Origin of the sequence: Rhizomicrobium electricum, assembly GCF_011762045.1 — a bacterium.
Taxonomy (GTDB): domain Bacteria; phylum Pseudomonadota; class Alphaproteobacteria; order Micropepsales; family Micropepsaceae; genus Rhizomicrobium; species Rhizomicrobium electricum.
Genome location: NZ_JAASQS010000001.1, coordinates 596,589 through 621,344, shown reverse-complemented (window position 1 = coordinate 621,344; position 24,756 = coordinate 596,589). Strand labels below are relative to the sequence as shown.

General features: G+C 63.5%; 22 protein-coding genes and 1 tRNA gene. 15 read left to right on the top strand and 8 right to left on the bottom strand.

The annotated features are described in order from the left end of the window. The first annotated feature begins 45 nt into the window (after positions 1 to 45). Positions 46 to 1,569, top strand: coding sequence for a glycosyltransferase family 39 protein (locus tag FHS84_RS02650; protein WP_166930008.1), 1,524 nt, complete (start codon positions 46 to 48; stop codon positions 1,567 to 1,569). A gap of 3 nt (positions 1,570 to 1,572) precedes the next feature. Here the strand turns inward: FHS84_RS02650 and rpoH are convergent, their stop codons facing one another. From rpoH to FHS84_RS02635, 3 genes are all read right to left on the bottom strand, one after another. Continuing rightward, a complete protein-coding gene (gene rpoH / locus FHS84_RS02645) occupies positions 1,573 to 2,496 on the bottom strand; it encodes an RNA polymerase sigma factor RpoH (protein ID WP_166930006.1) in 924 nt (307 codons plus the stop codon). A gap of 192 nt (positions 2,497 to 2,688) precedes the next feature. Next, the gene (locus FHS84_RS02640; RefSeq protein ID WP_166930004.1) at positions 2,689 to 3,162 is read right to left on the bottom strand and encodes a YybH family protein; all 474 of its coding nucleotides are present in this window, start codon (positions 3,160 to 3,162) and stop codon (positions 2,689 to 2,691) included. Between the two features lie 26 nt (positions 3,163 to 3,188). Beyond that, positions 3,189 to 4,163, bottom strand: a complete 975-nt coding sequence (locus FHS84_RS02635; RefSeq protein WP_208393665.1) for an RluA family pseudouridine synthase — start codon at positions 4,161 to 4,163, stop codon at positions 3,189 to 3,191. A 31-nt stretch (positions 4,164 to 4,194) separates the two neighbouring features. On the opposite strand from FHS84_RS02635, the gene FHS84_RS02630 reads away from it, so the two are divergent. The 4 genes from FHS84_RS02630 to FHS84_RS02615 all read left to right on the top strand — a co-directional run bounded on the left by FHS84_RS02630 (position 4,195) and on the right by FHS84_RS02615 (position 6,577). Then, entirely contained in the window at positions 4,195 to 4,557 is a 363-nt protein-coding gene (locus tag FHS84_RS02630; protein ID WP_166930000.1) for a hypothetical protein, read from the top strand. Between the two features lie 100 nt (positions 4,558 to 4,657). Further along, a complete protein-coding gene (locus FHS84_RS02625) occupies positions 4,658 to 5,056 on the top strand; it encodes a M67 family metallopeptidase (RefSeq protein ID WP_166929998.1) in 399 nt (132 codons plus the stop codon). A gap of 1 nt (position 5,057) precedes the next feature. Then, a complete protein-coding gene (gene pelA / locus FHS84_RS02620; RefSeq protein WP_208393664.1) occupies positions 5,058 to 6,359 on the top strand; it encodes a pectate lyase in 1,302 nt (433 codons plus the stop codon). A gap of 142 nt (positions 6,360 to 6,501) precedes the next feature. Continuing rightward, a tRNA-Glu gene (locus tag FHS84_RS02615) sits at positions 6,502 to 6,577 on the top strand. A 231-nt stretch (positions 6,578 to 6,808) separates the two neighbouring features. On the opposite strand, the gene FHS84_RS02610 is transcribed toward FHS84_RS02615, so the two are convergent. Continuing rightward, on the bottom strand, positions 6,809 to 7,762 hold the full coding sequence (locus tag FHS84_RS02610) for an AraC family transcriptional regulator (protein WP_166929996.1): 954 nt from the start codon (positions 7,760 to 7,762) through the stop codon (positions 6,809 to 6,811). Between the two features lie 164 nt (positions 7,763 to 7,926). Between FHS84_RS02610 and FHS84_RS02605 the strand changes: the two genes are divergently transcribed. The 6 genes from FHS84_RS02605 to FHS84_RS02580 are packed head-to-tail and all read left to right on the top strand — an operon-like array spanning position 7,927 to position 13,520. Further along, positions 7,927 to 9,021, top strand: coding sequence for an NAD-dependent epimerase/dehydratase family protein (locus tag FHS84_RS02605; protein WP_166929994.1), 1,095 nt, complete (start codon positions 7,927 to 7,929; stop codon positions 9,019 to 9,021). After that, on the top strand, positions 9,021 to 9,824 hold the full coding sequence (locus FHS84_RS02600; protein ID WP_166929992.1) for a hypothetical protein: 804 nt from the start codon (positions 9,021 to 9,023) through the stop codon (positions 9,822 to 9,824). Before FHS84_RS02605 ends, FHS84_RS02600 begins: the two co-directional genes overlap by 1 nt. Beyond that, positions 9,821 to 10,627 (top strand): adenylyltransferase/cytidyltransferase family protein, encoded by an 807-nt coding sequence (locus FHS84_RS02595; protein WP_166929990.1) that lies wholly within the window; start codon positions 9,821 to 9,823, stop codon positions 10,625 to 10,627. Before FHS84_RS02600 ends, FHS84_RS02595 begins: the two co-directional genes overlap by 4 nt. A 30-nt stretch (positions 10,628 to 10,657) precedes the next feature. Beyond that, positions 10,658 to 11,743: a mannose-1-phosphate guanylyltransferase gene (locus FHS84_RS02590; RefSeq protein WP_166929988.1), complete on the top strand. Its 1,086-nt coding sequence runs from the start codon at positions 10,658 to 10,660 to the stop codon at positions 11,741 to 11,743. Positions 11,744 to 11,801: 58 nt separating this feature from the next. Then, positions 11,802 to 12,236, top strand: a complete 435-nt coding sequence (gene fucU, locus FHS84_RS02585) for an L-fucose mutarotase (protein WP_166929986.1) — start codon at positions 11,802 to 11,804, stop codon at positions 12,234 to 12,236. A 45-nt stretch (positions 12,237 to 12,281) separates the two neighbouring features. Then, the gene (locus FHS84_RS02580; RefSeq protein WP_208393663.1) at positions 12,282 to 13,520 is read left to right on the top strand and encodes a sugar MFS transporter; all 1,239 of its coding nucleotides are present in this window, start codon (positions 12,282 to 12,284) and stop codon (positions 13,518 to 13,520) included. Between the two features lie 51 nt (positions 13,521 to 13,571). Here FHS84_RS02580 and FHS84_RS02575 read toward each other — a convergent pair whose 3' ends face one another. The 4 genes from FHS84_RS02575 to FHS84_RS02560 are packed head-to-tail and all read right to left on the bottom strand — an operon-like array spanning position 13,572 to position 18,304. Then, positions 13,572 to 13,820: a helix-turn-helix domain-containing protein gene (locus FHS84_RS02575; RefSeq protein ID WP_166929984.1), complete on the bottom strand. Its 249-nt coding sequence runs from the start codon at positions 13,818 to 13,820 to the stop codon at positions 13,572 to 13,574. A gap of 14 nt (positions 13,821 to 13,834) precedes the next feature. Continuing rightward, entirely contained in the window at positions 13,835 to 16,297 is a 2,463-nt protein-coding gene (locus FHS84_RS02570) for an ABC transporter permease (RefSeq protein ID WP_166929982.1), read from the bottom strand. A gap of 10 nt (positions 16,298 to 16,307) precedes the next feature. Continuing rightward, a complete protein-coding gene (locus FHS84_RS02565) occupies positions 16,308 to 16,994 on the bottom strand; it encodes an ABC transporter ATP-binding protein (RefSeq protein ID WP_166929979.1) in 687 nt (228 codons plus the stop codon). Positions 16,995 to 17,017: 23 nt separating this feature from the next. Beyond that, positions 17,018 to 18,304, bottom strand: coding sequence for an efflux RND transporter periplasmic adaptor subunit (locus tag FHS84_RS02560; protein WP_166929977.1), 1,287 nt, complete (start codon positions 18,302 to 18,304; stop codon positions 17,018 to 17,020). A 141-nt stretch (positions 18,305 to 18,445) separates the two neighbouring features. Between FHS84_RS02560 and FHS84_RS02555 the strand changes: the two genes are divergently transcribed. The 4 genes from FHS84_RS02555 to FHS84_RS02540 all read left to right on the top strand — a co-directional run bounded on the left by FHS84_RS02555 (position 18,446) and on the right by FHS84_RS02540 (position 24,605). Next, positions 18,446 to 19,828: a sigma-54-dependent transcriptional regulator gene (locus FHS84_RS02555; RefSeq protein ID WP_166929975.1), complete on the top strand. Its 1,383-nt coding sequence runs from the start codon at positions 18,446 to 18,448 to the stop codon at positions 19,826 to 19,828. Next, positions 19,818 to 21,167 carry a sensor histidine kinase gene (locus tag FHS84_RS02550; protein WP_166929973.1) on the top strand — a complete coding sequence of 450 codons (1,350 nt, stop codon included), beginning with the start codon at positions 19,818 to 19,820 and terminating at the stop codon, positions 21,165 to 21,167. Before FHS84_RS02555 ends, FHS84_RS02550 begins: the two co-directional genes overlap by 11 nt. Positions 21,168 to 21,333: 166 nt before the next feature. Further along, positions 21,334 to 23,775, top strand: coding sequence for an ATP-dependent helicase HrpB (gene hrpB, locus FHS84_RS02545; protein WP_166929971.1), 2,442 nt, complete (start codon positions 21,334 to 21,336; stop codon positions 23,773 to 23,775). Between the two features lie 152 nt (positions 23,776 to 23,927). Further along, entirely contained in the window at positions 23,928 to 24,605 is a 678-nt protein-coding gene (locus FHS84_RS02540) for a PEP-CTERM sorting domain-containing protein (protein ID WP_208393662.1), read from the top strand. The last annotated feature ends 151 nt before the right edge of the window (positions 24,606 to 24,756 follow it).

The following is a 24,756-nucleotide window of genomic DNA, read 5'->3' as shown; positions in this document are numbered from 1 at the left end:
GCGAGCCGCTGCTCGTGCTCGGACGCCCCAAAATGGTTATCGTCGATGACTCTTGCGGTTCCCATCCGCCGCAACCGTACGAACGTCTGGTTGCTTGTCGCCTTCGCCGTTGCCGCGGCGCTGATTTCGCTGCATTTCGTAGGCTATGACGGCGCCGACGACCGTTCCTACGCGCTGGGAGCCGAGGCATGGCTCGCCCATTTTCCGGCGGTTGGTGCGAACCATTGGGCCACCCGCCACACCGTGGTGCTGCCGGTGGCGGCCTCGCTGGCGGTCTTCGGGCATTCGGTGCTGGCGCTGGCGATGCCAAGCCTGATTTTCTTCTTCGGCTTGCTGGCGGTGAACTTCTTTTTTGCCCGCCGCGTGCTTGGCGAGCGCGCCGCTTCCGTTATTGTTCTTCTGTTAGCCGCGACGCCCGAATTCGTGGTTCAGGCGACCTACATCAACAACGATATCGTCGAGGTGTTTTTCGCCTCGCTGGCGTTTTGGCTGTTCGTGACGGCCGAGAGCCGGACGATGCTGTTTCTGGCCGGGCTTGCCGCCGGCTTGTCGTTCCTGACGCGCGAAACCAGCGCCGTTCTGTTGCTGTTCTTCATGGTCAGCGCGGCGTTCGACCGCCGCCCGGCGCGGCGCAATTACCTGTTCGTCGCGCTCGGCTTTGCGGCGCCGATCCTCACCGAGATGACCTATTTCGGCGTGATGACCGGCGACATGCTGTATCGCTACCGCCTCGATGCCGGCCATGACAGCGTCAGCCGTCTCAGCGAATTCCAGCACATGGCCAAGACCGGCGCGGCGCTCGACCGGCAAGGCAATCTTTCGGTCAGTGTCTGGGCCGACCCCTTGTTGATGCTGTTTGCCAGTCAGAAATTCGCGGCGCTGTTCTGGCTCGCAATACCCGCTGCGATCTGGGCTTGGCGCGCAAAAGCGCTGCCGCAGCGCGATCGCGATGCACTGCGCCATGCCGCACGCCTGGCGCTGATCTGGATCGCCTTCATTTCCCTGGCGTTCCCGATCCTCTATCTGGTGCCGCGTTACTACACCGTTCCGGCTTGGGCGAGTGTCGTGCTGGTGGCGTACGCGTTTCTGCATTTTTCGCGGACGCGGTATCGCGGTGTCGCGTTCGCCGCGCTGATGCTGCTGCTCGTGGGCAATGCGGCCTCGTTCTATCTCGAGAACACCAAACCGCGGTTTGCCGAAATGTCCTTGCTGCGATGGCTCGACGCTCATCCCGGCGCGCGCGTCACCGTCGATCCCGACATGGCCCGCCGCTCCGATCTGTTGCTGCGCTATCGCGGCGAAACGCACCGTGTCCGGGCAGGGCAGCCACAGCCGGGCACTCTCTACGTCTACAGCCCGCGCAATCTTTGGCTCTGCCGTTCGACCGGCGGCTGCAAGGGCGCTTACGAGCCGCAACGCAACTGGCACGAGGTTGGCGCGGTGACCGGAAAGCCGCGGGCGATCGGTGGCCTGTTACGCGAGGCGGGGGTAGCGCATGCCATCCCACGCCAGATCATGGACAAGATCGAGCGTCCGGCGCCCGGAATCAGGATTTATCGAATCCGGTGATGCTCAGTCCGGCCGCTCTTCCGCTTGGGTCGCCGCCCTCAGTTCCGCCATTCCGGCACGCTTTTCGCGCAGGGCGGACTTCATGGCGCGTTGCAGGCGGTCGAAGGCGCGCACTTCGATTTGGCGCACGCGTTCGCGGCTGATGCCGAATTTGTGGCTCAACTCTTCCAAGGTGGCCGGCTCGTCCTGCAAACGACGGGCGGCGATGATTTCGCGCTCGCGTTCGGGCAGTTCGCCCAGGGCCGCTGCGAGCAGTTCCTTGCGCTCGTCGACTTCCTGGGTCTCGGCCATACGGGTTTCCTGGTCGAGCGTTTCGTCCGGCAACCAGTCCTGCCATTCGCTTTCGCCATCGGAGCGTAGCGGCGCGTTGAGCGAGGAATCCGGCGCCGACAGACGGCGGTTCATCGAGATGAGTTCGTCTTCGCCTACGCCCAGCTGGTCAGCCAGAACCGCCACGTGTTCGGGCGTAAGATCGCCTTCCTCGATGGCGTTGATTTTCGACTTCGCCTTGCGCAGGTTGAAGAACAGCTTCTTCTGATCGGTGGTGGTGCCGATCTTCACGAGGCTCCACGAGCGCAGAATGAATTCCTGGATCGAGGCGCGAATCCACCACATGGCATAGGTCGCCAGGCGGAAGCCGCGTTCGGGTTCGAAGCGTTTGACCGCCTGCATCAGGCCGACATTGCCCTCGGCGATGATTTCCGAGGTCGGCAGGCCGTAGCCGCGATAGCCCATGGCGATCTTGGCAACGAGACGCAGATGCGATGTGACCAGTTTGTGGGCCGCTCGAGGGTCCTGATGCTCTTTCCAGCGTTTGGCGAGCATGTACTCCTCTTCCGGAGCCAGAAGCGGAAACTTCTTGATCTCCGAAAGGTATCTCGAAAGTCCGCTTTCCCCCGCAAGGGCCGGAAGCGCACGACTGCTCATAGTCCCCGTTCCTTGGCCGCCGATATCAGCCGGCCATTCTCTGAAATCTGCCGCCAAGCCGGCCGGCAGGCAAAACTAAGCGTTTCGAGGGCCCAGATAAAGTGAACGCCGTAATCGGCACCCTCGCATTTATTAACGAACGCCGTCCCGGAGACGTCGTCTCTGCTCCATGTAGGGACGATTTCGGCTTTTTCAAGTGAGGGAAGCTGTCTGTCCCGTCAGGACAAGGGTCTGGTAATTGGCCAGCAATTCGGGCTCCTCGATCGAGCCGTGATGGTGAATCTGACGCCAGCGGCCGCCGCGCCAGCCGAACAGCCGACTGGCCCGGATGCGGAATTCCAGCACGTCCTTCTGGGTCCGGAGCAGGCCGCGTTCCAGGCCGACGGCGAAGAACGTATCGGCAGAGCGGTCGATGCGGTAATCGTGGAAGGTCATCAGCACGCCGGCCGGGCTGGACAACAGGGTCTGCTCGTAAAGTTCCCGGATTTCCGTCCATCCGTTCCGCACGCCGCCCAGCTCGTGATAGAGCACGGCTTCGTCGCCGCCCCAGTTCTGTTCCATCAGCGCCAGATCGCGACTGTTGAAGGCGCGGTAGAATTCGGCCAGCGCTCCTTCCGGCGTCCGCGGATCGATGAGTTCTTCGTCGCCGGTGATGACCCGTGTCATGGATGATCCTTTCGCGCTGATCGCATTCAGAGGCTGCGGAGAGCTTCTATCAACTCTGCCATATCGGCGGGGTAAACGGACTCGAAACGAAGCGTTTTGTGCAGCGAGGGGTGCTGGAACCCCAACAGACGCGCGTGCAGCGCTTGCCGGGAAAATTCGGCGAGCGTCTTGTAGGCGGCTTCGTGTTCCGGCGTTTTGGCGCGCGGTGCGGTTCGCGCCCGGCCGTAGGTGGGATCGCCGATCAGCGGGTGTCCCAGATGGGTGAGATGCACGCGGATCTGGTGGGTGCGGCCGGTTTCCAGCCGGCATTCGATCAGCGCGGCAAGCGGTCGCGTCGCCTCGCCGAAACGTTCGATCACGCGATAGCGGGTCACGGCGTCCTTGCCGCCTTGCCGCATCACTCCCATCCGTTTGCGGTCGAAGGGATTGCGGCCGATCTGGGTCTCGATGCGGCCTTCGGCATTGCGCGGCCAGCCCCACACCACCGCGTGATAGGCGCGCTCGATGGTATGATTGGCGAACTGCTTGGCGAGCGAATGCATGGCGCGCTCGTTCTTGACGGCGATCAGCAGGCCCGATGTGTCCTTGTCGAGGCGGTGAACGATGCCCGGCCGGGCTGCGCCGCCGATCCCTTTCAGCGACGCACCGCAATGGGCGATCAGGGCGTTGACCAGAGTCCCGTCGGGATTGCCGGCGGCCGGATGCACCACCAGCCCCGCAGGCTTGTCGATCACGATCACGTCGTCGTCTTCGTAGACGACGTTCAGGGGGATGTCCTGGCCGATCGGCAGGGCAGGTGCGGCGGGCGGTACGTCGATTTTGTAATGCTCGCCCGGTTTGACCCTGTGGTTGGGGTCTCCTATTTTTGCCGTCCCGTCGCGGACGCCCTCCAGCGTTACGCGGCCTTCATCGATCAATTGGCGCAGGCGGGAGCGGCTCATGTCGGAACAGGCACCGGCCAGGAAGCGATCCAGGCGTTCGCCTGCCGCTTCGGCTGCCACGACAACCGTCCGCACGCCCGTGGAGGACGTCGTGTCTGAACTTTCTGAAGTACCTGCCACTGAATCACCGGTCGATCCGAAATCGACGGCAACCTATCGCCTCGGACTGGCCGCCGTCATCGGTCTTGCCGTGGTGATTGTCGTCGTATTGGGGGTGATGGTCTACGGCATCAGCGCCGGCTGGGGGCATCGCGCGCCCGCGGCCGTAACGCCGCAGGCCAAAAAGCCGGTTTCGATGACGCTGGCGCCCGGCTTCCGCATCCTGTCGAGCGACACCCAGCCGGGACGGCTGATCCTCAGGGTGCGCTCCGCTACCGACGATGAAGTCTGGGTGCTCAGCACCGATGACGGCAGCGTGGTTGCCCGTATCCACGGCGAAGCCCCGAAAGAGTGATGTTCTTGCCTTCTACCCCCGCCTTGCGCAGCGCCACCGCCAGCAGGCCGGTCGTAAGCGGGGCTGGTGGATCACCGCGCAGCGGTGAGACGGAGGGGGCATGCTGATCCTCGCCGCCGCTCTTCGCGCCCAACTCCTGGCTGCCGCCCGCGACGCCTTTCCGGCGGAGTGCTGCGGCTTACTGGAAGGTACGCGCGAGGAGGGTATTGTCACGGTCACGGCATTCCACCCTGCGGCAAATGTGTCGCCGGCTCCGCAGGAAGCGTTCGAGATCGATCCGGCCGTTCAGTTCGCCTTGCAGCGGGCCCTTCGCGGTTCCGGGCGGGAGGTGGTCGGCTGCTACCATTCCCACCCCAACGGCCGGGCCGAGCCCAGCGCCCGCGACCGCGCACACATCTATCCCGAAGGCTTCATCTGGGTTATCATTGCTACCGGTGTCATTAAGACATTCGCGGCGTTCGAAGCGCCGTCGTTCCAGCCCCTGACGATCCGGGTGTGACATGAAACTCAGACTTCTGCTGGCCGGCTTCGGCCTGGCCGCCTGTGCCGCTTCTGCTGCCGTAATCGGCCACAACGTCCATGCCGAACCCATCACGGCGGAGCGCATCGCCATGCTGCCCGCCGCCGAACGGGAGGCCTGGACCACCTATCTCCAACGCTCGCAGGTCCAGCGGGCGGCCGATCAGGCCGCGCTTGCCGCCGAACGCAAAGACCTGATGCAGATTCCGCCGGCACCGCCCGAGCACGGCCACGACGCCTCGATGCCGCTCGACAAGGACCCGGCTTGGTATGCCGGACCCGAAGCGCGCCGCGTCGCCGACAACATCGTGTCGTTTCAGACTCCGGCCGGAGGGTGGGGCAAGAACTTCGACCGCAGCGGTCCGGTGCGGCTGAAGGGGCAGGCCTACGTGCCCGACAATATCTCGAACTTCCTCGGCAAAGGCGATTTCGACGCGCCGCGCGATCTGCGCTGGAATTATGTCGGCACGCTCGACAACAACGCCACCACCACCGAGCTTTTCTTCCTTGCGCGGGTCATCAAAGCGCTGCCCGACGGCCAGGATGCGCCCTATCGCGCCGCGTTCGTGAAGGGTGTGCAGTATCTGTTGGCGGCGCAGTTTCCCAATGGCGGCTGGCCGCAGGTGTGGCCGCTCGAAGGCGGCTATCACGACGCCATCACCTACAATGACGACGCGGTGACCCTGGCCGCCACCGTGATGACCGACGTCGCCGCCAACAAGGACAACGAATACAGCTTCGTCTCCGCCGATCTGCGCGCCGCTGCGGCGGCATCGGCTAAGCGCGCGCTGGCCGTCATTCTCGCCACCCAGGTGAAGGCGCCCGATGGCACGCTCACGGTGTGGGGCCAGCAGCACGACGCCCTGACCCTGAAGCCGTGCGCGGCCCGCAATTTCGAACCGCCGCTGCTGGCGTCCGACGAAAGCGCGTCGCTCCTGGTCTATCTGATGAGCCTGCCGAACCCCTCGCCGGAGCTGCAGCAGGCGATCCGGTCGGGCGTGGCTTATCTCAAGAAGACGGCGGTGATGGGCTACATCATGACCGGCAAGGAAGACCCCGAGGGCCGCCGCCTCGTGGCCAAGCCGGGTGCCGGACCGCTGTGGCCGCGCTTCATCGACCCCGCCACCGGCAAGGGCGTGTTCGGCGACCGCGACCAGTCGCTGCACGACACCATGAACGAATTGTCGCTGGAGCGCCGCAACGGCTACAACTTCTATGCGACGAGCCCACAAAAGACGCTGAAGGCGTACGACAAATGGGCCGCCAAATACCCCGCAAAATGACCTTTCCTCCCCTGCGCTATCGCGGCCTGCGAACGGCACGGCGTTTGACCGCGGGGGAGGTGAACACGAAGCGGAGGGAGGAGGCGGCGAAGACGGCTTGAACCGCCGGGATTAGCCCCGTATAAGCCTCCCCCTCCGCTGAGCTCCCATCGTCTAGCGGTCTAGGACGCGGCCCTCTCAAGGCTGAAACACCGGTTCGAGTCCGGTTGGGAGCGCCAAGCTTTTTCAAGGGCTTACGTTAGTTCTTGGGTTTGGCAGTGGTCCTCTAGCGATCAAATAGCTGTCAAGCAGGCTTCGGAGCTTGTCTCGGGGCGTGCTGTGATCGGTATCTGGGACCTGCGTCCGCAAAGACGTGTCGGATTCTGGCCAAAGCTCCGACCAATACCCATTCCCAACGCGACGATTACCACGGCGCGGGCAGCGCCCGCCGAAGGGCAATCCGGCCAGCATCAGCGCAAATTGCGGAACTTCGCCGGCGACGATCCCAACAGCTTGCGGAACGTCCGCGAGAAATGAAAACAGTCCTTGAATCCGACTTCGGCCGCCAAATCCTTCACGAGGATATCGGACCTGTGCAGCTCCGCGGCCGCGTAGTTGATCTTCAGGTGCAGAAGATACTGATAGGGACTTTGGTGGCTGAAGCGGCGGAACAAGCGGCAAATATAGGCGGCGTCCATCCCGCAAGTGTCGGCGATCTGTTCGAGCGATTTCAACGTGAGGAAATCCTGCTCGATCAGCGATCGACACTTCAGATAGCCGATGAATGCGACGGATTCGGCGTCTTTCGGCGGCGTCGCAACCGCCCTGATTTTCAGCGCCATGCACTCCAGCAGCTTCGAATGGAACTCGCCGTCGTCCAATCCGGCACGCGCGCCGCCGTCGATGAATTCATCGAAGATCGCCATGAGAGAGTCGGGAGGAAATACCTGCAGGATCGCTTCATCGGCCAGGCCGCAAGTTTTCAATAAACGCGAAGCACGCGCTCCTGCGAAATCGATAAAATACTTCACCAGCGGCGCGTGCGGATCGGTTCGAATGCTGTGCGCCGTAGATGGCGTGTAGGCAAACAGGACGCCGGGTTTGAGTGTGCCGACCGCGTTATCCAGACGAAGTTCGCCGCGCCCCTGGATGACATATTCGATGGCGAAATAAGGAAAGCTCTCGCGTTGCATCCTGTAGTCCGATGCACAGTGTTCCAGTCCGCCGCACACGACCGCGAGAGGGCTTTGCGGCGATGGGCTCAAATCGAGATAAAACCGCTTTGCGCCCCTGACCTGCCGGGAGATGAAATCGGGATCGACCGGCCGAGTATGCGTTTCCAATGTCATCCCCCCAAAACCTCTGCGTTCGGATGCGCTGTCTCCGGCGGACCTCCGACATCCGTCCGGCGATGGTGCGGACATCTCGGCGGGCCCCCAAGGCCCTGGCGATCCTAGCACGTCGCCCCGCCCTGAGCAGCCGGAAGATAGACAAAAATATCCATGCCCGTGCCAAAATCTGCCTTCTTCACGGCGAAAACCGGAATGATACAGTTCGCCTCGAACGGCAGTTGAGGACAATAAAAGCTATGTCGAGCAAATCAGGAAATTTCCGCGGCCATGGTGTCGCCTACCCGTGCGATCGCGTTGTGGAGACCGACGCGCCCACCGGAAAGGACGATCTCATCGTTATCACCGGGGCGGGCGGGTTTATTGCCGGCAATCTGGCGCTCTATTTCCACAACAAGGGTTTCAGGAACATCCGCGCGGTGGACAAGAAGCCGCTCTATGAATGGTACCAGCATGTTCCCGGAGTCGAGAACCTTTGCCTCGATGTCAGCGTAGAGGAGAACTGCCGGCGCGTCTGCGAAGGTGCGGTCGAGGTCTACAATCTCGCTGCCGACATGGGCGGTATGGGATTCATCGAGCGCTTCCGTGTCGAATGCCTGCGGTCGATCCTGGTCAACACGCATATGATCGAGGCCGCCTATCGGGCCGGCGCGCGGCGCTATTTCTTCTCGTCGTCGGCCTGCGCCTACAACACGCTGCTGCAGCAGGACCCCAATGTTCGCGCGCTCCGGGAAGAGGACGCGTATCCGGCGTTCGCGGAGCGCGGCTACGGCTGGGAAAAGTTGATGAGCGAACTGTTCTGCCAGGAGTACTGGGCCGAGCGCGGTATGAAGACGTTCATCGCGCGCTTCCATAACGTCTACGGCCCGCACGGCACCTGGGATGGCGGCCGTGAAAAGGCGCCGGCCGCGCTGTCGCGCAAGGTGATCGAATCCCTCGACGGCGGTTCCACCGACATCACCATCTGGGGCGACGGAACCCAAACGCGCAGCTTCATGTACATCGACGATTGCGTCCAGGGCATCGACAAGATCACCCATTGCGACGACCTGATCGCGACCCCGGTCAATCTCGGCTCCTCCGAACTGGTGTCGATCGACGAATTGCTGACCAAAGTGGAGAAGGCGGCCAACCTGAAGACGCCGCTGACGCGCCATTACGATCTCGATGCGCCCAAGGGCGTCGCGGGGCGCAACTCCGACAACACCTTCATCAAAGAGGTGCTGAACTGGGAACCGTCCACCTCGCTGGATGTCGGTCTCGCCAAGACCTACGCTTGGATCAAGGAACAATACGAGCGCCGCAAGGCCGGAAAGCGCGTGGGAATTGGCTGATGCCGATGCGGGGGACGGTGGGGGCTGTCGGAGCAGTGATCGGTTCGATACCGAACCGGCTGCAATTGGCGGGCGGCTGGATCGACCAGCCGTTCGTCTCACGTCACAATCCGGCTGCGCCCGGCTCGATGGTTGTGGTTCAGATCGAACCGGAATTCTTGCCGATGGATCGCTCGGGTCTCGCGAGCAGCACGCGGACCATCGCAGCCCGTATCTGGGGCGGTGCGTTGCCGCAGCGGCCGCCGGAAGACCTGGTGCGTGAACTCTACGCCGCTGAAAACGAGGGCAAGGCCGAGCCGAGCGGCTCGCAGGACATGATCGGGCTGGTCTATCCGGGGATCAACCGGCTGGACTACGATTATGGCTTCGAGGACGGCGTTTTTCCGTCGCATATCGAGTCCTGCAATTCGCCCGAAGTCGCGTGCTGGCTTCAAGACGTGCTGCAATTCGTGCCGGTAGGGCCCCGGCCGCTGGGCTATAGCCCGTTGGGGGTGAAAAACCTGGATCCCGCCTGGGTCGCTCGGCTTGGAAAGTGCGGCGCGGATTGTTACGACGCGATCGTCAATCGCGACCTGAAGCGGCTGGGAGAGTCTTTCAATACGAATATGCGCTGCTGGGAAACGTTGCTGCCCCACGTCGTGCATCATCCGTTGCTCTGCGAGAATCTGGTGGCGCTGCTGAAGGCCTATCAAGCGGATTATCCCGGTGCGATGTTTTCCGGGTGCGGCGGCGGTTACATCATCGTCGCCTCGGAGGAGAACGTGCCGGGGGCGTTCCGCATCAACGTGCGGGTCAGGCCATGAACGCAACGCGCAAAAGAGTCGTCCTATCCGGCGGCTTCGACAATCTAGGCTCGAAGGATATCCGCTTTCTGCAGGAGGCATCGAAATTCGGCTCGCTGTCGGTGTTGCTGTGGCCGGACGACGCTGTGTGGCAGGCGACCGGTCGCGCGCCGCGCTTTCCGCTTGCCGAGCGGCACTACCTCCTGAAAGCAATACGATACGTGTCCGACGTCGTCGATCTCAATGCGGTAGCGGATGAATTGCCCGCCGGTGTGGACGCGGATCTCTGGATCGATCGCGAAACTGCAAACCCGGCACGCGAGCTCTATTGCCGATCGCGCGGTATCGCCTACCGGCAGATTTCCGACGGCGATCTCGGGGGATTTCCGGAAGTACCTCCTGCCGCTTCGTCCCGCCCCAAAGTCATCGTCACGGGCTGTTTCGACTGGTTTCATTCCGGACATGCCCGCTTTTTCGAAGAGGCGTCCGGCTTCGGCGATCTGTACGTCGTCGTGGGCAACGATGCGAATATCCGGCTTCTGAAAGGCGAAGGGCATCCGCTGCTTCCGCAGGACGAGCGCCGCTATGTGGTGGGCTCGATCCGGTGCGTCCAGCAGGCTCTGATATCGAGCGGATCGGGGTGGCTCGATGCCGACGCCGAAATCGAACGGCTGAAGCCGAAGTATTACGTGGTCAACGAGGATGGCGACAAAGGCGATAAGCGCGGTTACTGCGCCGCGCGCGGCATCGAATACGTGGTGTTGAAGCGCACGCCGGCTCCCGGTTTGCCGCGCCGGTCGAGCACGGATTTGCGGGGGTTCTAGCCACACGGCAAATGCGAAGGGGGTATCCGCATGCGCTACGTTGTAATTCTGGCCGGCGGTTCCGGCACGAGACTGTGGCCTTGGAGCCGGACACGCCGGCCGAAGCAGCTTTTGCCCTTGTTGCATGGCCGGTCTCTTCTGGAACACGCGTTTGAACGCCTCAAGCCTCTGGTGGCTCCGGAGCGACTGTTCGTCTGCGGCAGCCTGATCTTCAAAGAGGAGATCTGCCGGCTTCTGAATTTGCCCGAACAGCAGTTCATCGGCGAGCCGGTCGGCCGGGACACGGCCGCGGCCATCGGCTATTGCGGAGCCGTATTGCGGCAGCGCGATGCCAATGCCGTTTTCGCAGTCTGCACGGCGGATCACGTCATCGAGCCGGCAGAACGGTTCCGGGACAGCTTGCGATCGGGATTCGGTCTGGCCGAAAGCCGGGCGCATGCCCTGGTGACGTTTGGCGTCACGCCGGATGCGGCCTCTACCGCGTATGGTTATCTCGAACTTGGCGCGGAAGAGGGCTCTGCGAGAGTAGTTTCGCGCTTTTGCGAGAAGCCGGACAAGAAGACTGCGGAAGCGTTTTTTGCAGCGGGGCCGGAGCGCTATCTCTGGAACAGCGGCATGTTCGTTTGGAAAGCGGCAACGCTGCTCGACTGCCTCAGCGCCTATCGTCCGGCGATTTATGAGGCGGTTACCGCCATGGCGGCTCTGTACGATACGCCGCGCCGGGATGAGATCGTCGCCAGCACGTATCCGAAGATCGAAAAGATCAGCATCGACTATGCCGTCATGGAGCCGGCCTCGCGTGCCGGACGTGCCGAGGTGCTTGCGGTTCCCTTGTCGCTGAATTGGCTCGATATAGGCTCCTGGAATGCATTCGCTGCCGTCTGTCAGCACGACGACAGGAACAACGCCACGTCGGCAGCCCGCAGTGCGCTGCTGAATTGCCGCGACGTCCTGGTCGCCTCAGATGATCCCAGCCATCTCGTGGCCGTCATAGGCTGCAGCGATCTGATGGTCGTTCACACGGCCGACGCGACACTGGTATGCCGGGCCGGCGAGGCGGAAGCCGTCAAGAAGCTCCAGGAGTCTCTCCAACAGAGCTATCCCGATACCCTTTAGGCGGTAAGAGGCGGGCCGCATTGCATTCCGCATCTCACACCAAAGAAGAGTTCCAGATATGCTGAAAGGAATCTCGCCGCTCTTGTCGCCCGACCTTCTCTCGGTGCTGTGCCGGATGGGACACGGCGACGAAATCGTGCTCGCTGATGCGCATTTTCCAGGCGAATCGGTCAATGGCCGCGTGTTGCGCGCTGACGGCCTGCGGATAGCCCCGCTGCTCGATGCGATCCTGCCGCTGTTCGAGCTGGATTCGTATGTTCCGCATCCGGTCTTCATGATGGCTCCGGTGGATGGCGACCGGCTCGACGAGGAATTGCTGAAATCCTATCGCGCCGCCATCGAGGCTCACGCGCCGGGTGCGCCGGCGACCGAGTTTATCGAACGCTTCGCCTTCTATGACCGGACAAAGTCGGCTTTCGCGGTGCTGATGACCGGCGAGACGGCACAATACGGCAACATCATCCTGAAGAAGGGCGTTACGCGGCGCGCTTAAGCTGCAAGACTGAAAACAAAAAACAATAATCATACAGGGGAAACTATGAGCGACATGCATCCGGGAAAGAGCGGCCTGTTCCGTCTGTCCGACGGCAGGAACATGCTTGCAACTTTTGCGCTGGTCACCACGCTGTTCCTGCTTTGGGGGTTCTGCAACGGGTTGATCGACGTTCTCAATAAGCACTTCCAGAGTACGCTGCACATCACCAAGTATCAGTCCGGCTTCGTCCAGTCGGCCAACTACCTGGCCTATTTCCTGATGGCCATTCCCGCCGGTCTCTTGGCGCGCAGGTTCGGCTATAAGGGCGGTATCCTCATCGGATTATCGCTGATCGTGATCGGCGCACTGTGGTTCGTCGCGGCGACGCAGTTCCACACCTATGCCGTGTTTCTTGCCGGCTTGTTCATTCTCGCCGCCGGCATGACCTGTCTGGAAACGGTCGCCAATCCCTACACGACGGTTCTCGGTTCCGCCGAAAAGAGCGCGGCTCGGATCAATATCGCGCAGACCTTCAACGGCGTCGGTTGGATTCTCGGTCCGGTTATCGGCGGTGCGTTCATTTTCGAAGGCGCCAAGAACGCCGACGTGAATTCCGGTCTCTATGTTCCCTATCTCGGTATTGCCATCGTGGTCGCGGTGCTGCTCGCCATTTTCGCGGTGTCGCGTGTGCCCGACCTGCAGCCGGAAGAGGCCGTCGAGCAGGCCGGCGGTGCGGCCAGGAAAGGATTGTGGCGTACGCCGCACTTCCTTTTTGGTGTGCTGGCGCAGTTTATGTATGTCTCGGCGCAGTCGGGAATCTTCGCGTTTTTCATCAATTACGTGATGGAGAACCAGCACGTCAGCGACATTGTCGCCAAGGATTGGCTGGGCTATTTCGGATTCGGTCTCTTCATGCTCGGCCGGTTGTGCGGCAGTGCGGTCGTGAGTTGGGCCAAGGCGCATCGCGTGCTGACGTTCTATGCGGTAGTGAACGTCGTGTTGTGCGGCGTTGCGATGTTGGGAGGCAATCTCGGATTCGCTGCGGTGCTCGGGACGTTCTTCTTCATGTCGATCATGTTCCCGACGATCTTTGCCCTCGGCATTCAAGGGCTGGGACCGCACACCAAGCTCGGATCGTCGATCATCGTAATGTCGATCGTCGGTGGCGCGATCGCGCCGCCGGTCATGGGGCATATCGCCGATATCATGTCGATGCGCGTCGGCTTCTTCGTGCCGATGGTGTGCTTCGCTTATATCGTGGTGTACGGCCTGATCTGGCCCAAATTGGCCGGCGCGAAGTGAGGTTGGTGAAAGCGGCCGACTTCCCCGGTTTCAAAGGCGGGTTCGAGTGCATCAAACGGAAATTTGTTCGACGGGGAGAGCTTGATTGTTCCGGACGCTTGCGATGGCGGCCGTAATCAATTCCGCTTTGCTGGCGTAATACAAATAGATGGTGCCTTTGGCGACCCCGGCCCGGTCGGCAATCTGCTTCATCGTCACCGCGCCGGCTGGATGGGCATGAAATTCGATCCGGGCGGCGGTGAGGATTTCCTCGGGCCGCTCTCGCTTGCGGCGGCGCCATGTGTGACCGATGGTTGTCATGGCGCCGCCTCCCTTCATTCGTAACGCAGCGCATCGACCGGATTGGCCTGTGCCACCCGCAAGGCATGTCCGGCCACCGTCGCCCAGGCGATGATGAGGGCGATCGCGCCCGGTATCACGAAGAACGCCGGATTGAGATCGATGCGATAGGCGAAGCCGTCGAGCCAGTGGCGCAGGTAATACCATGCCGCCGGCCAGGCGATCAGGTTGGCGACCAGAACCGGAATCGAGAACTGCCACAAGAGGAGTTTCACGATGGCGAATTTGCTGGCGCCGAACACCTTGCGGATGCCGATTTCCTTGGTGCGGCGCCCCACCGTGAACGCAGCCAGGCCGAATAGTCCGAGGCAGGCGATGACGATCGCAACCCCGACAAACAAGCCCATCAGGGCGCCTTGCCGTTCGTCATCGGCATAAAGCCGGTTCATGCTGTCATCGACGAACCAGCGCACCGGCGGCTTGTCGGGAATGAAACGCTGCCAGACGCGGTCGATGCCGGAAAGGGTTTCGGCGACCATGCCCGCTTTCACCCGCACCGAGATATGCCGCGACAGTGCCGGGTTATCATAGAAAACCGTCGGCGCGACCTGCACCGCCTGGGCGCCGGAGAACAACACGTTGCGAACGACCCCGACGATGGTCACCCGTCCGCCGATCAGGTCGACGGATTTTCCGATGGCGCTTGCGGGCGTGTAGCCGAAGGCAAGCGCGGCGGCTTCGTCGATCAGGACGTTGCGGCCGTTCTCCAGGCTGTGGCCGTGATGGAGATCGGCCCCGCGATCGCGCGACAGGAAACGTCCCGCGCTCAGGCGGACGCCGTAGACGGCGGCGAATTCCGGCGAAACCGAGTAGGTGAGGACCGCCACTTGCCCGCTGGCACCCGGCAGACGGGCGACATTCATCGGTGCGTTGCCGCTGGCCGGAACCATGTCCGACAGCGCGGCTGCGGAAACGCCGGGCAAAGCGGCGAGGGACCGCATCATGTTTTCCGCCGCCACCGGCTCCACCCCCGTCCCGTCGATGGTCAGGGCGACAATGTTGTCGCGATCGAAGCCGACGTCGAGCTGACCGGCAAAGCGGATCTGGGCGAAGATGACCAACGCTGCGATCCCCAGGCCGATCGAGATCGCAAACTGAAACACCACCAGAGCGGTGCGCATCAGCCCGGTGCCGCGCGGCATGGCGGCGGCCGAATGCAGTGCCTCAACGGGGCGGAAGCCCGACAACACCAGAGCGGGGTAAAGTCCGCCCAGCAATCCGGTGACGATGGTCACGGCGAGCACGGTGAGGGTGAACGGCCAATCGGTGACGACATTGAACGAAAGCGGATGGCCGAGGAAGCCGCCGCAGGCCGGCAGGAGCATTTCGGTCGCCGCCAACGCGAAGACCAGCGCCAACAGCGCCATCAACACCGCCTCGATCAGGAACTGCACCATCAATTGCCGTTTGCTGGCGCCGACGACTTTGCGCAGCGCCACTTCGCGGGCGCGCAAGGTGGCATGCGCCGTCGCCAGATTGGTGAAGTTGATCCCGGCGATCGCCAGCAGCAGCATCGCAATGGCAGCGAAGCCATAGACCAGGACGCGGCTGCCGGCCGGTTTGAGGCCGCTGCCGTGGGCGTACTTCGTCAGATGAACGTCTTGCAGCGGCACCAGCTCGGCGGAAATCAGATCGCTGGCCGAACCGTGGATGACCGAGGCAACGACGGAAAGGAACGACGCCGGCAGATGGCGCTTGAAAACGCCGGGGACTGCGGCCGCCACCGTGGCCGGATCGGTTCCCGGCGCCAGACGGACGTAGGAGGAGACATCCATCGTCGTCCACAAATTGGAATTGTCGTCTCCGGCGGCCCCGCTTTGGAATCCTGGGCGCAACGGCGGAAAGAGGACGAACACATCGCCGTTGAACTGCGTGTTGTAGGGCAAGTCGCGCAAAATGCCGGTGACGACACGCGGCGTGGCGTTGTCGAAAAACAGCGTGCGGCCGATCGCCTGTTCGGTGCCGAAATAGCGCAGCGCCATGCGTTGGGTCAGCACGACACCGTCCGGCTGCGCCAAAGCCTTTGCCGGATCGCCGGCCACGAACGGCAGCCGGATCATGGTGAAGAAATTGGCGTCGACGGTATTGACCACCTCGGAAAAGCGGTTGTCGCCGACACGGATCGCGGTAAAGCCTTTGGTGCGGATTCGCGTCTGCTCCTGCACGCCCGGCACCTCGTCGACCAGCGTGGATCCGAGCGGGGCCGAGGCCGCGCCGGCATCGCGCACCGGCTGACCGGGAATGTGCGTCTTGAGACTGATGCGGTAGATGCGTTCGCTGGCCGGAAGCCAAGTGTCGAACGACAGTTCCTGGCGGACGTAAAGGCCGATCAGGATGGCCGCGGTGAGTCCGATCGCCAGCCCGGCGATGTTGATGAAGCTGAACAGCTTGTGGCGGGCGGCATTGCGCACGCCGATGGCAATATAGTGGCCGATCATCGCGTGGTCCTCACAGGCTGCGCTTGATGTTTTCGCTGACGACGCCGCCGTCGAGCAGCGCCACGATGCGATGGGCGTATTGGGCGTGCGCGTCGGAGTGGGTCACCATCACGATCGTGGTGCCGTCCTGGTTCAGCTCGGTGAGAAGTTGCATCACTTCCTCGCCGTTGGCGGAATCGAGGTTGCCGGTGGGTTCGTCGGCGAGGATCAGCTTGGGCTCCGCGAGAACGGCGCGGGCGATGGCGACGCGTTGCTGCTGGCCGCCGGAAAGCTGCTGCGGCATATGCTGGGCGCGGTGCGCAATGCCCATCCGCTTCAGCACCTCTTTGACCCGCCGCTTGCGCTCGGAGGCCGCAATATCGGCGTGATAAAGCAGCGCCAGTTCGACGTTTTCGAACACGGTCAGCTCGCTGATGAGATTGAAGCTTTGGAACACGAAGCCGATCGCCGCCTTGCGCAGACCGGACACCTGCGCTTCGCGCCAGCCGGAGATGTTCTTGCCGTCGAACCAGTATTCGCCGCTCGACGGCTGATCGAGCATGCCGATGACATTGAGCAGCGTGGACTTGCCGCAGCCCGACGGCCCCATGATGGCGACGAATTCTCCCGTCTTCACGTCGATGTCGATGGCGCGCAGCGCCGTGGTTTCGATCTCCGACGTCCGGTAAACCTTGTTGATGTGTTTGAGCGAAATCATGGCATTTGCTTCACTGACATTGTTCATTTGGATTCGAGCTCCACGCGATCGATGTTCTGATAGGCCGAGTAACTCGAGACGATCACGCGATCGCCGGGTTTGAGACCTTCGAGCACTTCGACGAATTCGGGGTTGCGGCGGCCGAGTTTCACGGCGCGGCGCTTGGCGGTCTTGCCGTCGAGCAGGAACACCCAGGTCCCGCCGCCATCCTGATAGAACGGCCCGGACGGCAGCAGCAGCGCCTTGGTGGTGCCGCCGAGCTGCAGCTTGATCTCGACCGCCTGTCCGTTGTGCACACCGGTCGGCACGGCGCCGGTGAATGCGAGGTCCACCTTGAACGTGCCGTTGCTCACCTGCGTGTACACCTTGGCAACCGTCGCCTTGTAGTCCCGGCCATTGATCGAGGAAATAGCCTGCTGACCGGTGCGGACGCGGCCAAGATAGAATTCGTCGACTTGCGCCGTCAGTTTGAAGCGGTCGAGCGAATCCACCTGCCCGAGGACGGCGCCTTGCGGCTTCGATTGCCCCGCCAAGGCGTCGAGGGCCGTCAATTGGCCGTCCATCGGCGCGCGGATCGTCAGGGCTTCGATGCTTTGCCGCGCCGCTTCCAGATTGGTGTTGAGACGCACCAGAGTCGTCTTCAATTGCGCCAGCTGTTCGCGGCGAATGCCTTCCATCTTGCCGTGGGAGACCTGAATGGCACTTTGGACCTTGAGCACGTAAGCGAGTTTGCTCTTGTCCTTTTCGTAGGTGGCAGAAGCAAGGGCTTTGGCTTCGAACAGCCGCTTGTCGCGGGCGATGTCAGCGGTCAAAGACTCCACCTCGTGGTCGATCTCGAACAGCGATTTCTGGTGATCGAGCCGGGTCTGCTCAAGCTGCAGCCGGGTGTTCTCGACTTCGCTCATCTGGCGCGCCGTGTCGGCTTCGCGGGCGGCGACTTCGAGCTGCAGCGTCGGATTGGCCAGCACGATGAGGGGCTGGTCTTTCTTCACGATCGCACCGTCTTCGACCAGGATCTGCTTGACCGTGCCGCCTTGGTCGGTGGTGAGGTAATTGGTGATGAACGGCGCCACGGTGCCGCGCACGGCGGCAAAATCCTCGAAGGCGCCGCTGGCGACCGTTCCGATCGTCACTTGATCCATGGAAACGCGATAGACGCGTCCGCCACCGGCGATCATGAGCCAAATGCCGGCGAGAAGCACAGCGGCCGCCGCCGCGCCGTAGGGCCAATAGCGCCGCCATGACGGCGCCTTGGCAATCACACGATCCATGGCCGGAACCGCCGGATCGTCCTCTGAGAAGTTGCGCATCGAAGAATCATCCCTGTCCATGACAGCCCTAAGGGCAAGCCACATGCCAAATCTGATCCTTTGAAAATCAATGACTTAGCGAAACACCCCTTTCGCACGACTGCGCGATACCGTACAGTTCCGCTTGGGTAGTGTCCGGAAATGAACAGTCTCGTGAACCCAGCGCGCATCCTTGTCGTGGACGACGAAGAAGACGTGCTTCTGGCCGCCCGCTTGCTGCTGAAGCGCCATTTCGCGTCGGTCGAGACCACACGCAATCCGGCCGACCTGCCGGAAAAGACGCGCCAAGGCAGTTTTGATGTTCTGCTTCTGGATATGAATTTCGCTCGCGGCGCCGACAGCGGTGTTGAAGGATTGTCGTGGCTGGCACGCGTTCTGGTGATTGATCCGCAGGCCGTCGTCGTTCTGGTGACCGCGCATGGCGATATGGAACTGGCGGTGAAGGCGATGAAGCAAGGCGCCGCCGATTTCGTCGTCAAGCCGTGGGAAAACGAACGTCTGATTGCGACCCTGGTCGCAGCCGCCAATCTCAGCCGCGCTCGCAGCGAAGCCGGAGAATTGCGCACCCGCACGCGCGGTCTTGCCGCCGCCACCCATTCCGACAGCGCCTTGATCGGCGGCTCGCCCGCCATGCGCAAGGTGTTCGATCTGATCCGCAAGGCCGCCCCCACCAGCGCCAATGTGCTGATCCTCGGCGAGAACGGCACCGGCAAGGAGCTGGTCGCCCGCGAGATTCATCGCCAATCGGTGCGGGCGAGCGAAGTCTTCCTGCGGGTCGACCTCGGCTCGGTGTCCGCGGCCTTGTTCGAGAGCGAATTGTTCGGCCACCGCCGCGGCGCCTTCACCGACGCCAAGGATGACCGCATCGGCCGCTTCCGGGCCGCCACCGGCGGTACGCTGTTTCTCGACGAAATCGGCAACGTGCCGCTGCATCTTCAGACCAAGCTTCTGACGGCGCTGGAGCGGCGGGAAGTGGTGCCGGTCGGCAGCGACCGCGCCGAAGCGATCGACGTCCGCCTGATTTCGGCGACCAACCTGCCGCCGCAACAGCTCGCCGACGAGCGCGTCTTTCGCACCGATCTGCTCTATCGCATCAACACGGTCGAGATCACCTTGCCGCCGCTGCGCCAGCGCCGCGAAGACATTCCGCTGCTGCTCGAGCATTTCATCGCGCTCTATGCGCAGAAATACAATTTGCCGCGCAAGCGCTTGACCGCCGATGCCCTGGAGCGTCTGACCGCGTTCGACTGGCCCGGCAATGTCCGCGCCTTGCGCCACGCCGTCGAGCGCGCCGTCATCCTGAGCGAAGGCACCGCCTTGGAAGCGGAGGATTTCTCCCTGCCGCGCGAACCGCGGCCGGCGCAGGGCGATGCCGCCAACGACGGTCTCAATCTCGGCAGCGTCGAGCGCAACACGATCCAGCAAGCTTTGTCGCAGCATGAGGGCAATGTCAGCCGCGCCGCGCAGTCCCTGGGTCTGACGCGCGCCTCGCTTTATCGCCGGATGCAGAAATATGGTCTGTAGCCGCTTCCAGGCCGAAATCGGCGTGCGCACAGCCTTGTTGGCGCTGACCTTGTTCGTGTTCGCCTGGATCGTCCTCGCTACATCCTGGATCGCGACCGGCGTGCTGGTTCTCACAGCGGCGGTCGCCGAGGCCGTCTTTCTCGCCCGATATGCTGCGCGCGCCAGCCGCGAAACCGCGCGCTTTCTGGATGCGCTGACATACGAAGACGTCACCCAAAGTTTTGCGGGCTTTTCCCAGGATGGCGCATCGCAGGATCTCGGCAAGGCAATGGCGCGGGTGATGGCGATGCTGCGGGCCAGCCGCAGCGAACGCGAGGAGCAAAGGCGCTTGCTGCAGACGCTGCTCGATCATATGCCGGTTGCGCTCGTTGCCATTGCGCCGGACGGAACCGTGGAGCAGCTCAATCCCGCCGCCCGCCGGCTGTTCGAAACGCCGGTCAAAACGGTGCGCGATTTTCAGCCTTTCGGCGAAGCCTTTGCGGCCGGCATCGCCAGCCTGAAGCCCGGCGACAGCGCGCTGGTTCCGATCGAACGCGGCTCGGGGCCGTTGCATCTCAAGATCGCCGCCACCGAATTCGTGACGAACGGCAGCAAGCGCCGCCTGTTGTCGCTGCAGAATATCGCCAACGAACTCAGCGCCCAGGAACTTGCCGCGTGGCAGACGGTGATCCGCACCATGGCGCACGAAGTGATGAACTCGCTGACGCCGATGACCTCGCTGGCGGCAACCGCGCGCGATCTGGTCGAGGAGGCTGCGCGCGATCTTCCGGCGGACACGCCAAGCCGCGAACACCTCGACGAGGCAGCCATGGCGCTCGCCACGGTCGCCAAGCGCAGCGAAGGACTCTTGCAATTCGTGCAGAGCCATCGTCGGTTGACCCACCGGCTCACCGCCCGTCCGGAGCGGCTTTCGGTGCGCCGCGTCTTCGTCCGCCTGCACAGCTTGATTGCGCCGGAGCTGGAAGCCAATGGCATTGCCTTCACGACCCCGGTCGAGCCGGAGACGCTCGAAGTCACGGCCGACGCGGTTCTGCTCGATCAGGCGCTGATCAATCTCTTGCGCAATGCCTTGGATGCTCTTCGCGGCCGACCCGATGCCAAGATCGTCTTGGCGGCACAACGGACACCAAGCGGGCAGGTACTGATCACCGTCAGCGACAACGGCCCCGGCATCGCCGCCGAGCAGCGCGAGAATATTTTCGCGCCGTTCTACACGACCAAGCGCGAAGGCACCGGCGTCGGCTTGACACTCGTTCGTCAAATCGCCGCGGTGCACGGGGCTTCCGTCGTTCTGTCCGAAACGCCCGGCGGTGGCGCGACCTTCAAGCTCACGTTTTGACGCGAGCGAAGCTGGCGGGCCTGAAGCAGGCTGAAGCACCGGCTCGAGGCCCCCCGCTGGAACCCGCACGCGGCCCCGGCACGCGCCATCGGGCGACGTCGATGCACGCCCGGCTCCGGCCCGGTGGCCGGTTTCCGCGGAACCGGAAATGCTCTAGTACCGGATCATGCCGTCGCCGCGTTTCACGATCCCCGACCTGCCGATCACGGAGTGCCTGCCGCGCCTCATGGCCGTGCTGGGGGAGCAATCCAATGCCGTGCTCGTCGCCCCGCCCGGTGCCGGCAAGACCACCTGCGTGCCGCTGGCGCTGTTGGGGGCTCAGCCGATGGACCGGGGCCGCATCCTGATGCTCGAACCGCGCCGGCTGGCCACGCGGGCCGCCGCCAGCCGCATGGCCAGTCTGATCGGCGAGGCGGTGGGCCAGACGGTGGGCTTTCGCACCCGTCTCGAAAGCGCGGTGTCGTCCAAAACCCGCATCGAGGTGGTGACGACCGGCCTGTTCGTCCGCCGCCTTTCCGGCGATCCGGGGCTGGAGGGCGTAGCCGCCGTTATCCTCGATGAAATTCACGAACGGTCGCTGGATGCCGATCTGGCGCTGGCGTTGTGCCTCGATGCGCAGGCGATGCTGCGGCCGGACCTCAGGCTGCTGGCGATGTCGGCGACCCTCGATGGCGCCCGTTTGTCGGCGATCATGTCCGGCACCATCGTCGAAAGCGCCGGGCGGATGTATCCGGTCGAGGTACGCCACGCCGCGCGCGATCTTCAGACCCTGCGGGATCTACCCGCAACGATGGCCCGCGCCATTCGCGGCGCGTTTGCCGAAGCGCCGGGCGACATTCTCGCGTTTCTGCCGGGCATGGCGGAAATCCGCCGCACCGAAACGGCGCTCGACGGCATCGATGCCACAGTGCTGCCGCTGCATGGCGATCTGCCGCCAGCGGCGCAGGACATGGCGCTCAGGCCCGCCGAAGGCCGCCGCATTGTGCTGGCGACATCCATTGCCGAAACCTCGCTCACCGTGCCGGGGGTACGGATCGTCATCGACGGCGGCTATCGCCGCGCCCCGCGGTTCGATCCGGCGAGCGGCCTGACCCGGCTTACGACCGAGCGTGTCAGCCGCGCGGTGGCCGATCAGCGAGCGGGCCGTGCCGGCCGTGAGGCGCCCGGCATTGCGGTCCGGCTTTGGACGGAAGCGGCGCATCGCGGGCTGCGCCTCTACGACAGGCCGGAGATCTTGGATGCGGAATTGTCCGGTCTGGTGCTGGAATGCGCCACCTGGGGCACGCCGCCGGACAAACTCGCTTTTCTCGACGCGCCGCCGGAAGGCGCAGTCGCGGCTGCCCGTGCGCTGCTTGTGGAGCTTGGCGCGATGGACGAGACGGGTGCCGTGACGCCGCTCGGAAAGCGGATGAATGCACTGGGCGCGCATCCGCGTCTTTCCGCCATGATGCTGGCCGCGGACAATGCTGCGGAAGCCGCCCGCGCCTGCGATATCGCGGCGTTGCTCGAGGCCCGCGATCCGTTGCGTGCCGGCGTCGATGCGCCGGCCGACATCATGGCGCGGCTCGAGGCCATCGAAGATCCTTCGTCCGCCGCCGGTGCGGACCGCAATGCGATTCACGGCATCCGCCAGGCGGCCAAGCAGTATCGCAGCCGTCTCGGCATCGGCGCGGCGCGCACCGCGGCGGGCAATCCGGCACCTCTCATCGCCGCGGCATTTCCCGACCGGCTGGCCCAGCGTCGCAACGAGCCTGGGAGTTTTCGTCTTTCCGGCGGCGGCGGAGCGCGGCTTCCCGTCACCGATCCGCTCGCCAAAGCAGGGCTCCTCGCCGTCGCGGCACTGGAGATGAAAACATCGCCGCGCATCACCATGGCTGCACCGCTCGATGGCGCGGAGTTGCCGGCCGCGCTCGCCGCGCGGATCGAAGAGACGGTGGAAACGAGTCTCGATCCCGCCACCGGCAGCGTATTGGCGCGCCGTCGCAAATGCCTGGGCGCTCTGGTGCTGGAAGAACGCTCCGCGCCGCCCGATCCGGCCGAGGCGGCGTCGGTGTTGCTGGAGGCCGTGCGGAGCGATCCGGCACGTCTTCCGTGGACGGACGGCGCGCGCAATCTTCAGGCGCGCCTGTCTCTCATGCATGGGCTGGAGCCCGCGATCTGGCCGGCGTCGGATGACGCAAGTCTGATTGCAAGCCTTTCGGAGTGGTTGGGGCCGCATCTCTTCGGGCTGACGCGGCTTGCCGATCTCGCAGCGCTCGATCTCGGCGCCATGCTGCTCGGCCGTTTGGATTGGTCGCTGAAAAATCGGCTCGATAAGGAATTGCCGACGCATCTGGCGCTCCCGCACGGGCGCGCGGCCGTGGATTACACCGAGCCGGTTCCGATCGCCGCCGCCCGCGCCCAGTACTTCTATGGCTTGGCCGAAACACCCAAGCTGGCGGGGGGACGCGTGCCGTTGCGGCTGGCGCTGCTGTCGCCGGCGGGGCGGCCGATTGCACTGACAGCCGATATTGCGGGCTTCTGGAAAGGCGCCTGGGCCGATGCCCGCCGCGACATGCGCGGTCGCTATCCCAAGCACAACTGGCCGGAAAATCCGCTATTACCGTAATCCGGCGAAGACCATTGCCCGTCGAGGGCAACAAATGTCATCGAACTTTACAAAACCGGAACTTGACGTCGATTCAGAGTTCCATTCCGTAACGTCTTCCGCGTGGCATTGGGCTTGCTGAGATGACTCAACATCTCGGGAGACCATCAGCCATGCTTCGCTTCTCTACGCTCGCGGCCGTCGCGTTTTCTGCCGCGGCATTATTTGCTGGTCCTGCGTCTGCCACCATGATCGTGGCGGCCAGCGGCGGCGGAACGGGCATCAACGCCATCAGTGCCGCCTGCAGCGCGCCGACCGGGGCGCCGGGCGCTTCGATCTTCGGTTGCCTCAACACGGATCACTCTGCCGGCGTGAGTTTCTCGACCACCGACGGGCAGATCGATTTCGGCGCCGGCGGCCAGGCCAAGATCATCCCGGCGGCCGGCAACGGTCCGGGCTTCACCAATCTGACCATCGGCCTTGTCGGGCATACGTTCTCGACTCTGATCTTCAACATCGAGGCGCAGAGCGATGGCATGGTGTCGTTCGCCAGCAATCTCGGTGACGTCTCGGTTCCGTTTGCGCTCGACGGCGCGGGCAACAACTTCTTCACGATCTCGGGCGACAACTTCACCTGGATCAGCTTCACCACGTCCGGCCTCGGCACCTACGGGCATGGCCGCGACACCTTCACGGACGGCAACATCGTCGATGTGAAGCAGGTCCGGTTTGACGGCCTCGATCAGGGCGGCTCGAACAATCCGCCGCCGGACGTGCCCGAGCCGGCGACGCTTCTGCTGCTCTGCGCCGGACTGGCCGGCATCGGCGCTGCCCGTCGTCGCAAGGGCTGACGGTCGTATCTCGCGAAGGTCAAGGAGAGCCGCGTTGCGGTCTCCTTGGCCTTTTTGCGTTTCGGGGAGCTTTTTGCGCATGGCCGCTGCGGCGGCGTCGCGGCTACTGGCGGCACGACGCGACTGCTAAGGAATGCGCCTGAATCGCAAA